We start from the raw sequence: 12,740 nt of genomic DNA, 5'->3' as shown, positions 1-12,740 counted from the left end.
AAAATTTCTGCTGCTCTATTACACTTGCTTCAACCCCTTCGAGCTCAAGACTTAAAACCCTCAGCTGTGGCTAAACTAACCGAGGTAGAACGGTAAGTGGCGGACGCGGAGTATAGCAAGAGCTGGATAGTTTTTCTACTAATAATTTGAGGAAAATAAAGGTTTTCATTGTCTTTCTGGGTTCGTTACAGAATATTGGAAATTTAGTGATCGGGATAGTGCTTGAGTTGTTGTAAACATTTGCCTCCCTGCGCATATCTTGTGTCATCCATGACACACTCGTTCATTCTTTTTAAACGGCCAAAAAGAACGAACCAAGAAAAAGCCGCCCCATAAATCAAACTGTCTCTTCTAAAGAAATTTAAATATGAACATAAACGCCATGAAACGGCATCCATGCCTCAGCATGGCTTGCTCGACCGCTTCGCGCCCTGTCTCGCATTATTCATTTAAATCCCTTTTTCAGGTTTGATTAGGGGGAAGGGCTCCCATCGCGATTTATACCCTTGATAAAATAGTATTAACCCATAAATTTGATTACAGCTAACAAAGGAATGTTTATGAAATCAATTGTCTTATTAATCACCTTTCTTCTAACTTTCAATGTGTTTGGAAAGGAACTGCCAGCAAAGTTCGATAACCAGTTAATTTATCTAATCCCCACTTTAGATAGCGGTGAAGAAATTACTTTTTTTACCGATACAGGCGGTGGCTTCAATGCCATTGCACAAGACTTTCACACTAAATATAAATGGCCAACGATTACAGAAAAAGAAGGCGATAAAACCTTACTTCTTACACCTATGCCGAATTATAAATTGAATAAAGGAATTCCTTTAGGCGGACTCAATAACTTTATGAAAGGAAACTTATTCCTAATGAATCGCGAAGAAATTGACGGTAAAGATGGCTTTTTAGGTGGTCGCTGGCATGCTGAAAAAGTCATTGGGTTTAATTATCTCAATCGCACAATGGCTGTTTATACTGAAATACAATCTCTAAACATTAAGTCTTTTACAAAGATAAAATTAGGATTTCAAAAAGACAGTTCAGGTAATTATACAACCGCCTTTCCAAGTATCGAGATAACCGTAGATAACGAGATCATTCCTATGTTATTTGATACAGGCGCAACGGCACACCTTTCAAATAACGCTCAGAAAACACTGAACACCAACGCTAAAAAAATTGGCACATCTTTTATTAGTGCATCAACATTTGAAAGATGGCGACAATCTAACCCTCAATGGCCTGTAATAGAAAGTGGAGACCTATTTGCAGGGGACTCTATGATCCAAGTTCCAAAGGTTTCAATAGCTGGCAAAACTATTGGTCCGGTTTGGTTTACTCGACGTCAAGGCCACAACTTCCATAGTTATATGTCGTCAATGATGGACAGAAAAATCGATGGCGCTATTGGTGGCTCACTTCTCAAATATCTGCATGTAATTGTCGATTACCCAAACGAAGTTGCATATATTAAAACAAATTAAATTGTACCGAGCATAACTAAAGCCAAGCTTTTCAATATGCGAACTTCATTCAAGGGCTTCAACTTCCCCTTAAATCAAACCCAAGTGGGGTTATTTTATTGCTAATGTGAGACAGGAAGCGTAGCGAGTCGAGCAAGTCATACTGAGATAGGGATATCGATTTATGACGTTTAGCTTTGAATAAAATAATTTCGCTTGGAAAAAGTTTGATTTCGGGGCGGCTTTTTCTTGGTTCGTTCTTTTTAGCCGTTTAAAAAGAATGAACGAGTGCGCCATGGATGGCGCAAGATAATTACAGGGAAGTAAATTCAAAAACAAACCCAACCGCTACGACTAAACGCCTACTTCTACTAAAGCCTATCTTCCCCTACAATCTAACCCTCATCCAGCAACCTCCCCTGTATTGCTAGTAACATAAAATAATCACCATAAGAAAAAGATCATGTATTTAAAATCACTGCTTACAGCAATACTATTATCAAGCTCTGCGCTTTACGCAGGGCAAAGCCTTGATGCGAGCCAATGGCGCTACGCCGTTGACCCGCACGGCAGTAGTGCGAGTTATGAAAAGCCCTTAGTTAAAGAAGATTATGTGGGTATTGCCTTCAACCGTGTACCACGTGTTGATAAGCAAAACAACTCTTGGGTAGAGTTAATTTACGATCTGCCGAATAAATCATTAAACGACATTGCGAGTATTGAACTAACCTACCAAAGCGACAAACCGCTTGTGGTTAAGTTATCCCAGAAGGATTATGGTGGAAAAGGTGATAAAAGCTATGCACACTATCAAGCGCTTTTACCAAGCGCTAATCAATGGCAAACGCACACGTTAACCTTTGAAAATTTCAGTCGCCCAGATTGGACGCCAAGCTGGTCAAAGGATAAAGGCATTATAAAAGCCAATGTTTCTGCACTTTATTTTGTGCCAAATCTAACCGATGAGAAAGGCGGCAACGCCTGGATAAAAATAGAAAACGTAAAGTTGAATCAAGAATAAAAAGTATTGAGAAGCGAGATCGTCAGATCTCGCTTCTTTTTGGAGATTAAGCTAAGTGCTCGCGCCCTAAATACTCTAAGCTTTGCATTTCTTGTAAGCGGCTAATACAGCGTTTAAATTCAAAGTCTAAAATACCGCCAGTATAAAGCTCTTCTAATGGTGCGATGGCAGAAATAATTAACGTAACATTGCGCTCATAGAACTCATCAACCAGTGCAATAAAGCGGCGCGCTGCATCATCATTTGCATGCTCTGAGCCCATGTATTTTACGTTTGAAAGTAGCACTGTATGATAAATGCGGCTTAACTCCATGTAATCTACTTGGCTGCGCGCAGTTTCACACAACTCCTTAAACTCAAACATCACTATACTGTCAGCTTCTTTGCGCGTCGTAAGGTTACGTCCCTCAATTTCAATCACCTTATCTAAGCAACCAGCTTCAGGCGATAATTTATCGAAGTACTCAAATAAATTTTTATCTGCCTGCGCATCTAACGGGCTGTGATAAATTTCTGCTTGCTCAAGCGTACGCAAACGGTAATCAATGCCCGAATCAACATTAACCACCTCAGTATTAGCATTAACTAAATCAATTGCTGGCAGAAAGCGTGCACGCTGTAAACCATTGCGATAGAGCTCATCAGGCACAATATTGGATGTAGCAACGAGTACTATGCCGCGCTTAAACAGCTCTTGCATTAAACCGCCCAATAGCATGGCGTCGGTAATATCTTGCACAAAAAACTCATCAAAGCAGATAATATCCGCTTCGCTTTTAAATTTATCAGCAACTTTTTCAAGCGGATCTTTTACGTCTTTTAGCTGCTTTAATTCATCATGTACACGGTGCATAAAACGGTGAAAGTGCACTCGCATTTTACGCTCAAACGGCAGCGAATCAAAAAACGTGTCAACCAAATAAGTCTTACCACGCCCAACCCCGCCCCAAAAATACAGGCCTTTGATCGGCTTTACTTCTTGTTTTGAAAAAAGGCTGGCAAAAAAGCCTTTTTTAGCCGGTGGCTGTGCAGTTAAATCGTCGTACAAACGTTGCAAATGACGCACTGCATTTTCCTGCGCAGCATCATGGTGAAAGTCATCGCGAGTTAAATCTTGTTGATATTTTTGCCAAGGGGTCATGATAAATACAAAGCGTTACTGAAATTTTGATGTAAAATATTAACACGAGCGCAATCAAAGCGTATATTTAAACTATCTATTTTGAAAAATTATAAGGCTTAATAGTATGAGTACAGCCATTTGGATCACCCTATTAGTAGTCACTGCCGTTGCTAGCTTTTTTATCGGAAGCCTAATTACCAAACGTCAATACGAACATGATGAGCTCGAAAAAGAAGTAGAAAAAGCACAAGGTGACCTTGAGCAATTTAAACAAGATGTGGCCGACCACGTTGCTCACACCAATAAACTTGTTAATAAAATGCAAGACAGCTACGTGCAGCTAGTTAAGCATATGGAAGAAACTAACAAGTTATTAGTTGCTGAAAAAAACGTAGAAGTCGTGCCTTTCTTCTCACAAGAAGCGACCGAGATTTTGTCTGAGACACGTAATAACGACAAAACTCGCTCTGAGTTATTAGCACGAAACGCTGAATTACAAGCAGCACCAGCCGACTTTGTCACTGGCGAATCGGGCATTTTTAGAGGTAACAGCTCAGAAAACAAGCAAACAGAAAGTGCTTAATCGCATCTTGATGAACTTTTTTTTGACCCCATAGTCATTATAAGTAACTGGCTGGTTTGCCGCTAACAACAAAAAGCAAATCAGCTACCCTTTTGATTTAAGGAGCGTTATTTTGACTATGAAAACTAAATTTACCGTTTTAAGTGCAGCAATACTATCTGCAACTCTTTTAGTTTCACCGGCAATTAGCCATGCAAAATTACCTGTTTCGGTTAACGGACAACAACTGCCAACGCTAGCGCCTATGCTAGAACGCGTAACCCCGGGTGTGGTAAGTATTCGCGTATCTGGTTCAAAACAAGTACGCCAACGCGTTGATCCGTTTGATTTCTTTTTTGGTAACCCGCAGCGCCAACCCCGCGCGGAAAAACGCCCGTTTAGTGGCTTAGGCTCTGGCGTAATTATCGACGCAAAAGACGGTCATATCGTTACTAACAACCATGTTATTCAAGACGCTGAAAAAATTATTGTAACCTTACAAGATGGCCGCGAATTTGAAGCCAAGTTAGTTGGTAGCGATCCTCAGTCTGATATCGCATTACTTGAAGTAGAAGGCGATGATTTAACTGAAGTAAAACTGGCTGATTCAGACGAACTGCGTGTCGGTGATTTTTCGGTGGCGATTGGTAACCCATTTGGGCTAAGCCATACAGTAACTTCAGGCATAGTAAGTGCGCTTGGTCGCTCGGGCTTAAACATTGAAGGTTACGAAGACTTTATTCAAACCGATGCGGCAATTAACCAAGGCAACTCTGGCGGTGCACTGGTAAATTTAAACGGTCAACTAATCGGTATTAACACTGCAATTTTAGGCGCTTCTGGCGGTAACGTTGGTATTGGTTTTGCGATTCCATCAAACATGATGAAAAGTCTTGTAGACCAAATTTTAGAGTTCGGTGAAGTTCGCCGCGGTAGCTTAGGTATTCGCGGTGGTGATGTGAATGCAGGCGTAGCGGAAGCATTTGACCTAGAAACCAAACAGGGCGCTTTCGTAAACGCGGTTGATGAAGATAGCCCTGCTGAAAAAGCAGGTTTAAAGGTGAATGACGTAATCACCAGTATCGATGGTAAGAAAATCCATAGTTTCTTAGAGCTACGCAGTAAAATCGCAACCGCTGGCGAAGGTAAAACGGTTAAGTTGGGAATTATTCGTGACGGTAAGAGCAAAACCGTTAAGGTTAAACTTGGCGGGATTTCAGATGTTGCAACCTCGGCAGATAAACTACATCGCAATTTAACGGGTGCAACACTAGAGGCCGGTGAAACGAGCGATGGTAAAGAAGGTGTGTTGGTTAAATCGATTGATTCTAACCGTGCACCAGCTGCACGCGTAGGATTAGAGGAAGGCGATGTAATCTTAATGGTTAACCGCACCCGTGTAGATTCTGTGCGCGACTTAACCAAGGCAGTTGAAGATGTACAAGGTTATATTTTCCTACGAGTTCAACGTGGTTCTCGTATTTTTAACGTACAAATTCAGTAATCTCTGCGGTTCAAAAAATCATACAACTTGCTAATCCAAACGCCCAAAGTAATTTGGGCGTTTTTTATGGATTAGTGTTAAAACCTGCAACTTGCCGAATAGTCATATTCTTGCCACAATAAACACCCTTTGAAAATAATAATTAACGGCGCAGCGTGTTAAAGAAGCTACAGTTTTTGCTTACCCCTATTTTGTTAGGACTTGGTTTTGCCTTTATCTACCTATTGGTATTTTCACCAGAATTATTGCGTGAACAGCTTTCAACAAATAAAGCGCCACTTAATGCCAGTCATTTAAGCTTTGCTAACGCGGTAAAAGCCGCATCGCCTGCTGTTGTGAACATATATTCAGAATCAGTTAGCAATCGCCCTCGCAGCCTGCGTCCATCAACTCCAGTAAGAGAGCTTGGCTCTGGCATCATCATGTCCAAAAAAGGCTATATTCTCACTAACTATCACGTTATTAATAACGCAGACCAAATTTTAGTTGTACTAAACGATGGCCGACAATTTACTGATGTACAGCTTATTGGCTTTGACGTGCCTACGGATTTGGCATTATTAAAAATAACCGCTGAACATCTACCGGAAATCCCAACCAATAACGACTTTGTTCCACAAGTGGGCGACGTTATTTTAGCAATTGGTAATCCATTAAACTTAGGTCAAACAATTACGCAAGGCATTATTAGTGCCACCGACAAAACTAATATTGCGCAAACCCGCCATACCCGTTTTTTACAAATGGATGCCGCGGTTAATACCGGTAATTCGGGTGGCGCAGTGATTAATACCAACGGTACGCTAGTGGGCATTACCTCAGCTAAGTTTAAGCATGCACGCAATTTAGAAGTGCAAGGCATTTTCTTTGCGGTGCCCTACTCGCTTGCCAAAGAAGTGATGGATAAAATCATCAAGTATGGCCGTGTTATTCGTGGCTATATTGGCTTTGACGCCGACCCTGTCGACAGTTCAGGTCGTTTTGTGAGAAACAATCACACCCCGGTGTATGGCATGCGCATTGCTCGCCTTGACCCGTTGGGACCTGCATGGCAAGCCGGCTTTGAACTCAACGATATCGTGACAAAAATCGACGGTAAAAAAGTCGTGAATACCAATACAACATTGGAATTAGTAACGAACACACCTCCAGGTAGCGTATTAAACTTTACAATTATTCGTGAAGGTAAAGTTATTGAAGTGCCAGTCACTGTTGGTGAGTTACAGTTCTAAAATAGTAACGCTATAAAACAAAAAGGCCGCATATGCGGCCTTTTTTGATTCTTCAATAATCTAGGTTATTAACTAAGCTTTGCGACGCTTAATTTTAACGCCTAAACCACCTAGTTTATCTTCAATGCGCTGATAACCTCGGTCAACATGGTAAATGCGGTCTACCACGGTTTCACCTTGTGCAATCGCACCTGTCAGAATCAAACTCGCAGAAGCACGAAGGTCTGTAGCCATTACTTGCGCACCGCTAAGTTGCTCGGTGTGCTCACAAATTGCGGTATTACCTTCTAAGCGAATATTCGCTCCCATACGCTTTAGCTCTGGCACATGCATAAAACGGTTTTCGAAAATCGTTTCGGTAATCGTTGCACTGCCTTCAGCAACCACATTTAACGCTGTAAATTGTGCTTGCATATCGGTTGGAAAGCCCGGGTGCGGTGAGGTTTTAATATTAACCGCTTTTGGCATGCGACCACGCATATCAAGGTAAATACTGTTATCCGCAAGCTCAATGTGTGCGTTAGCATCACGTAGCTTTTCAATAACCGGTTCTAAACTAAAGTGATCAGTGCCATGGCATAGCACTTCGCCTTTCGCCATTGCCGCTGCAACTAGGTAAGTACCCGTTTCGATACGATCTGGCAAAATGCGATGCTGACAGCCTCTTAGCGACTCTACACCGGTTACTTCAATACGATCCGAACCTGCACCTGAAATCTTTGCACCCATAGCACTTAGATACTTAGCTAAGTCGGTGATTTCTGGTTCGCGTGCTGCGTTTTCTAATACAGTAACACCGTCAGCTAAGGTTGCCGCCATTAGTAAGTTTTCGGTAGCACCTACGCTCACCACATCCATAAAAATGTGCGCGCCTTTCAAGCGACCGTTTACTTTGGCATTAATATAGCCGCCTTCTACCGTGATTTCAGCGCCCATTTTTTCAAGGCCTGAAATATGAAGGTCAACTGGACGAGCACCAATAGCACAACCGCCTGGTAACGACACCTGCGCCTCACCAAAACGTGCTAACAATGGCCCTAAAGCTAACACAGATGCGCGCATCTGCTTTACAAGCTCGTATGGCGCAAGCACTTTATCTATAGTCGCGCCATCAACGATTAAATCATCTTGCTGCCACTCAACTTTAGCGCCTAATGTTGATAATAGTGCTTCAGTAGTATTAATGTCGCGCAGACGCGGTACATTGGTAAAACGGCTTTTGCCGTTAGCGAGGATTGCTGCAAATAAAATTGGAAGTGCGGCGTTTTTAGCGCCTGAAATAGTCACTTCTCCGGCAATAGTGCTGCCGCCTTGAATAACAAATTGATCCATTTATGCCACCTATAGCATCATCAATTTGCGATCACGTTCCCATTGTTCTGGCGTGTAGGCTTTAATTGATACGGCATGCATTGTGCCGTCAGAAATCTTTTCCATTAATGGTGCATAAACCATTTGCTGCTGCTTAACGCGCGACGCGCCAGCAAAACACTCACCTACAACAATCAATTCATAATGACTGCCTTCGGCTTTTACTTTAATAAAATCAAGCGATAATGCTTGCGATAAAATATCTTCGACTTGTTTAGGATCCATTAACTCTACTCAAATAAATTCTCTACGTGACCCAATTGCATTAGCTTTTTGAGTTGCTCAGGTAAGTGGACAAGTTTAAGGCTTATATTGTTCCGTTGCAATTGTGAGAAATTATAGATGAGCCAAGCAAGGCCTGCAGTGTCAACTTTAGCAACCTCGCTCAAGTCGAGCGTTAGGGTTGATTGAGTTGGAACTTTGGGTAGTTTAACACTCGGTACTGAGTAGCGATTAAGCTCGCCACTCAATACATAAGTTGTGTCATCAACCGCTTTTAACGTAAGTAAAGACATTACTTATTCACCAGCAAATTGCACTGGCAACTTGCTCTTTTTATCTAGCATATCAATTACGTAACCAAGGCCTTCTGTACGCAGAATACCGTGAAACTCTGATTGCTTAGCATCTAATAAGCTAATGCCTTCAGGTAACATATCGAAACCTTTCCATTCGCCTGATTTAGTTTTGCGTACTTTAAAGTCGATGTTGATATCTGGCTTACCTGATTCAACAATTTTAGTTTTAACAAGCACTAACTTATCGTCTGAAAAGTCTTGAGCTGGTGCAAATTCTACCTCTTGACCACGATACTGGGTAAAAATACCCGCATAAGACGTAATTAAATATTCGCGAAATACATCAATAAAGCGTTTAAGGTTTTCAATTTCCGCCTTTTGCTCTTCTTTATCTTTAATATTACGCACTTTAGAAATATAGCTACCAAGCACACGCTGCGCCGCATAGCGATAATCGATATAAGGAAGTAGTTCTTGCTCAACCACTACTTTTAAATGGTTTTTATCATGTTCAATAATCGCTTTATCTTGAGTGATACGAGCAAAGGTATTCTCTGCAACCGTTCTTACCATTAAATACGGGTTACTTTCGTCCACTTCTTTAGCAACTGATACACTCGACGCCAATACCAGTAAAATCGCAAATAAATATTTCATCATCTTAACTATTACAATCCTAATTAATCGTTACTTTGGTTAAACAAAAACTGACCAATAAGCTCTTCCAATACCAGAGCTGATTTAGTATCAGTAATAAAGTCACCATCTTTTAAAACCTTTACTTCTTCGAGGCCAAACATTTCACTTAGTTCATCCTCGCCATTCATATCTTTGTGCGCAATCACACCAGGGTTAATACCTAAATACTGCTCACCAAGAATGCCTGAAGTTAATATATTGACCGACGTAGTCTCGGTAAAATTGCCGTATTCTGTCGCAATTTTCATGTGCACAACAGGCACATAGTCCGTAGGATCTAAATTAATTGCTTCAACGCGACCCACTACAACACCACCTACCTTGATTGGTGAGCGCACTTTAAGCGAACCTATATTGTCGAATTTTGCAAAAAGGCTGTAAGTATCGCCGTTTCCACTCATGCCCGCATTCGCTACCTTAAGTGCCAGCATCACAATTGCTGCTATACCTAAACTAACGAAAAAGCCTACTAATATTTCAATTTTCTTCGAATTCATTTTTTACCCTTTACGCGCCAAACATAATTGCTGTTAGCACAAAATCTAATCCCAAAACTGCCAGTGATGACTGCACTACGGTTTCTGTTGTTGCTTTACTAATACCTTCAGAAGTTGGTACACAATCGTAGCCTTTATAAAGTGCAATCCAAGTCACAACAAAAGCAAATACCACGGCTTTAATTGCGCCATTTAAAATGTCTTTTTCAAACGATACTTGTGCCTGCATAATTGACCAAAAACTACCTGAATCAACACCAAGCCAATCAACACCAACAATATGTGCACCAAGAATCGCTACCGCCGAGAAAATCATCGCAAGCAGCGGCATACTAATCATGCCAGCCCAAAAACGTGGCGCAATCACACGCTTTAGGGGGTCTACAGCCATCATTTCTAAACTAGTTAACTGTTCTGTTGCTTTCATTAAACCAATTTCGGCAGTTAATGCACTGCCTGCACGACCAGCAAATAACAAAGCCGTAACTACTGGGCCTAACTCTCGCAATAAGCTCAACGCAACCAATGGGCCAAGACTGTCTTCAGCACCGTAATCCACCAATACTGTGTAGCCTTGTAACGCCAATACCATGCCGATAAAAAGGCCTGATACTAAAATAATAATCAGTGATAAAAAGCCAACCATATAAAGTTGCTTTATCAATAATGGTGTACCCTTTTTGAAATTTGGCACACTAAAAATAGCGCCTAACAGCATAATTAGCGCACGGCCTATGCCTGCTAGTGTGTCTAGTGTATTGCGGCCGATTATTTGAATAGTATTAACCACGTTCGCTTCCCATTAATAAATCTTGTTCGTATGGCGCAGCATCAAAGTGGAATGGCACAGGACCATCAGATAGCCCTTGTAAAAACTGTTGAACTAACGGCGATTTTGACTGAGCAACCTGTTCAGGTGAACCTTCACCAATCACTCCTTTATCCGCTAAAATCACGACATGATCCGCAATACTCATCACCTCTGTCACATCGTGCGTTACCACCAAAGAAGTGATGTTAAGTGTTTGGTTTAATGATTTGATTAACTTAACTAACACGCCCATTGAGATTGGATCTTGGCCCGCAAAAGGTTCATCGTACATGATTAATTCAGGGTCGAGTGCAATTGCCCGAGCCAGTGCCGCACGCCTTGCCATACCACCTGAAAGCTCTGACGGCATTAAGTCACGCGCGCCACGTAACCCAACCGCTTCTAATTTCATTAATACGATGATACGGATAACGTCTTCTGACAATTTAGTATGTTCACGAAGTGGAAAAGCAATATTGTCAAACACGCTCATATCAGTGAATAGAGCGCCGCTTTGAAATAACATGCTCATACGTTCACGCGCTTGGTATAGCTCGCTGCGTGACATTTTCGGAATGCTTTCACCTGAAAACAAAATGTCGCCTGAATCGGGTTTCAGCTGACCACCAATCAAACGCAACATGGTTGTTTTACCAATACCACTTGGTCCCATTATCGCGGTGATTTTTCCTGTAGGAACGCTAAAGCTCATGTTTTGATAAATCACTCTATCGCCACGAGAAAAGGTAACGTCCTTTATTTCAACTAAACTTTGCGACAAGTCGCTCTCCTAGAATTAATTGCGCACTGTATTCTAAGCGTTTTAAAAATGTTGTGAAACCTATGAAAAAGTAAATATTTGTAATAACACTTACAAAAGCTGTGTTTTAAATCCAGATTTGATATTATTTGGTGTTATCTAAATTTTGGTTTTTATTCAATAATGTTGTTATCAATTGCTATTTTAATTGCAGGATTTGTTGGCTTAGTTTGGAGTGCGGATCGCTTTGTTTTTGGTGCGGCTGCACTGGCAAAGAACTATGGTATTCCAACATTAATTATTGGTTTAACAATTGTCGCGATGGGCTCATCGGCACCAGAGATGATGGTATCGGCGCAAGCGGCGCTTGCAAAACAAACAGACACTGCTGTCGGTAACGCGGTTGGTTCAAATATTACTAATATTCTGCTAGTACTTGGTATTACAGCACTGTTGCGCCCGCTGAGTGTGTCATCGAGTACGCTAAAACGTGAAATGCCAGTCGTAATGCTAGTATCCCTTGGTGCTTGGTACATTTTATCGGACAACTATTTAGCATTCGGTGAAGGCGTTGCACTGATGGTGAGTTTCTTCATTTTTATTGCTGCAGTGACCATTATCTCGGTAAAACAAAGCAAAGCAGCCAATGCCGAACACGATCCCTTCGTTGACGAAGCCTGTGACGAAGTGCCTGACAATGTACGCACACCGATTGCGCTTATGTGGTTAGTTATCGGCATGGCGATTTTACCTATCAGTTCACATTTTATTATTGAATCAGCAACCGACATTGCCAAACTATTTGGTATTAGCGATTTGGTGATTGGCTTAACTATTATTGCAATTGGTACCAGCTTACCTGAACTTGCGGCGTGTGTTGCTGGCGTACTTAAAAATGAAGACGACTTAGCGCTAGGCAACATCATTGGCTCAAATATCTTTAACCTGTTAGCGGTATTGTCGCTTGCGGGCATTATTAATCCATCAAGCGTTGATCCTGCAGTATCGAGCCGCGATATCTTAATTATGTTAGGTGCAACAGCAGCCCTTATTGCAATGAGTTTGAGTATTCGCGGTTCACGCCGTATTAATCGTGTTGAAGGCGGTTTGTTGTTAGCTGCCTTTTTAGGATATCAATACCTTATTTTCTCAACAGTAAGCGCTTAAGGC

At 41.5% G+C, this 12,740-nt stretch carries 14 protein-coding genes; 6 read left to right on the top strand and 8 right to left on the bottom strand.

The genetic code is table 11. The features are described 5' to 3' along the window. Window positions 1-560 precede the first annotated feature (560 nt). Window positions 561-1,493, top strand: a complete 933-nt coding sequence (locus tag AC2IOM_RS05700; protein ID WP_486359368.1) for a hypothetical protein — start codon at window positions 561-563, stop codon at window positions 1,491-1,493. Between the two features lie 442 nt (window positions 1,494-1,935). After that, window positions 1,936-2,493, top strand: a complete 558-nt coding sequence (locus AC2IOM_RS05695; RefSeq protein ID WP_486359367.1) for a hypothetical protein — start codon at window positions 1,936-1,938, stop codon at window positions 2,491-2,493. 46 nt (window positions 2,494-2,539) lie between these two features. Here AC2IOM_RS05695 and zapE read toward each other — a convergent pair whose 3' ends face one another. Then, window positions 2,540-3,634, bottom strand: coding sequence for a cell division protein ZapE (zapE, locus tag AC2IOM_RS05690; protein ID WP_138629501.1), 1,095 nt, complete (start codon window positions 3,632-3,634; stop codon window positions 2,540-2,542). A gap of 106 nt (window positions 3,635-3,740) precedes the next feature. On the opposite strand from zapE, the gene AC2IOM_RS05685 reads away from it, so the two are divergent. From AC2IOM_RS05685 to AC2IOM_RS05675, 3 genes are all read left to right on the top strand, one after another. Continuing rightward, window positions 3,741-4,199, top strand: a complete 459-nt coding sequence (locus AC2IOM_RS05685; RefSeq protein ID WP_054978160.1) for a ZapG family protein — start codon at window positions 3,741-3,743, stop codon at window positions 4,197-4,199. A 118-nt stretch (window positions 4,200-4,317) separates the two neighbouring features. Then, window positions 4,318-5,682 (top strand): DegQ family serine endoprotease, encoded by a 1,365-nt coding sequence (locus AC2IOM_RS05680; RefSeq protein WP_105173202.1) that lies wholly within the window; start codon window positions 4,318-4,320, stop codon window positions 5,680-5,682. 155 nt (window positions 5,683-5,837) lie between these two features. Further along, window positions 5,838-6,914, top strand: a complete 1,077-nt coding sequence (locus AC2IOM_RS05675) for a trypsin-like peptidase domain-containing protein (protein ID WP_100914273.1) — start codon at window positions 5,838-5,840, stop codon at window positions 6,912-6,914. A gap of 72 nt (window positions 6,915-6,986) precedes the next feature. Here AC2IOM_RS05675 and murA read toward each other — a convergent pair whose 3' ends face one another. Genes murA through mlaF form a run of 7 tightly spaced genes read right to left on the bottom strand, consistent with a single transcriptional unit; the run spans window position 6,987 to window position 11,591 of the window. Next, on the bottom strand, window positions 6,987-8,246 hold the full coding sequence (murA, locus tag AC2IOM_RS05670) for a UDP-N-acetylglucosamine 1-carboxyvinyltransferase (protein WP_486359366.1): 1,260 nt from the start codon (window positions 8,244-8,246) through the stop codon (window positions 6,987-6,989). Window positions 8,247-8,255: 9 nt separating this feature from the next. Continuing rightward, window positions 8,256-8,510 (bottom strand): BolA family protein, encoded by a 255-nt coding sequence (locus AC2IOM_RS05665; protein ID WP_010561582.1) that lies wholly within the window; start codon window positions 8,508-8,510, stop codon window positions 8,256-8,258. Window positions 8,511-8,515: 5 nt separating this feature from the next. Next, entirely contained in the window at window positions 8,516-8,800 is a 285-nt protein-coding gene (locus AC2IOM_RS05660; RefSeq protein WP_054978164.1) for an STAS domain-containing protein, read from the bottom strand. Window positions 8,801-8,803: 3 nt separating this feature from the next. Beyond that, window positions 8,804-9,463: an MlaC/ttg2D family ABC transporter substrate-binding protein gene (locus AC2IOM_RS05655; protein ID WP_486359365.1), complete on the bottom strand. Its 660-nt coding sequence runs from the start codon at window positions 9,461-9,463 to the stop codon at window positions 8,804-8,806. 20 nt (window positions 9,464-9,483) lie between these two features. Further along, window positions 9,484-9,999: an outer membrane lipid asymmetry maintenance protein MlaD gene (gene mlaD, locus AC2IOM_RS05650; RefSeq protein ID WP_486359364.1), complete on the bottom strand. Its 516-nt coding sequence runs from the start codon at window positions 9,997-9,999 to the stop codon at window positions 9,484-9,486. A 10-nt stretch (window positions 10,000-10,009) separates the two neighbouring features. Continuing rightward, window positions 10,010-10,789: a lipid asymmetry maintenance ABC transporter permease subunit MlaE gene (gene mlaE, locus AC2IOM_RS05645; protein ID WP_486359363.1), complete on the bottom strand. Its 780-nt coding sequence runs from the start codon at window positions 10,787-10,789 to the stop codon at window positions 10,010-10,012. After that, entirely contained in the window at window positions 10,782-11,591 is an 810-nt protein-coding gene (gene mlaF / locus AC2IOM_RS05640; protein WP_010561577.1) for a phospholipid ABC transporter ATP-binding protein MlaF, read from the bottom strand. The genes mlaE and mlaF overlap by 8 nt, the downstream gene beginning before the upstream one ends. A 162-nt stretch (window positions 11,592-11,753) precedes the next feature. Here mlaF and AC2IOM_RS05635 point away from each other — a divergent pair, with 162 nt between their 5' ends. Next, the gene (locus tag AC2IOM_RS05635; RefSeq protein WP_054978167.1) at window positions 11,754-12,737 is read left to right on the top strand and encodes a calcium/sodium antiporter; all 984 of its coding nucleotides are present in this window, start codon (window positions 11,754-11,756) and stop codon (window positions 12,735-12,737) included. Window positions 12,738-12,740 lie beyond the last annotated feature (3 nt).

The organism is Pseudoalteromonas sp. NS-SX12 (genome assembly GCF_057367955.1).
Note: the sequence above shows the minus strand (reverse complement) of the source record. Positions and strands in the feature narration are given on the sequence as shown.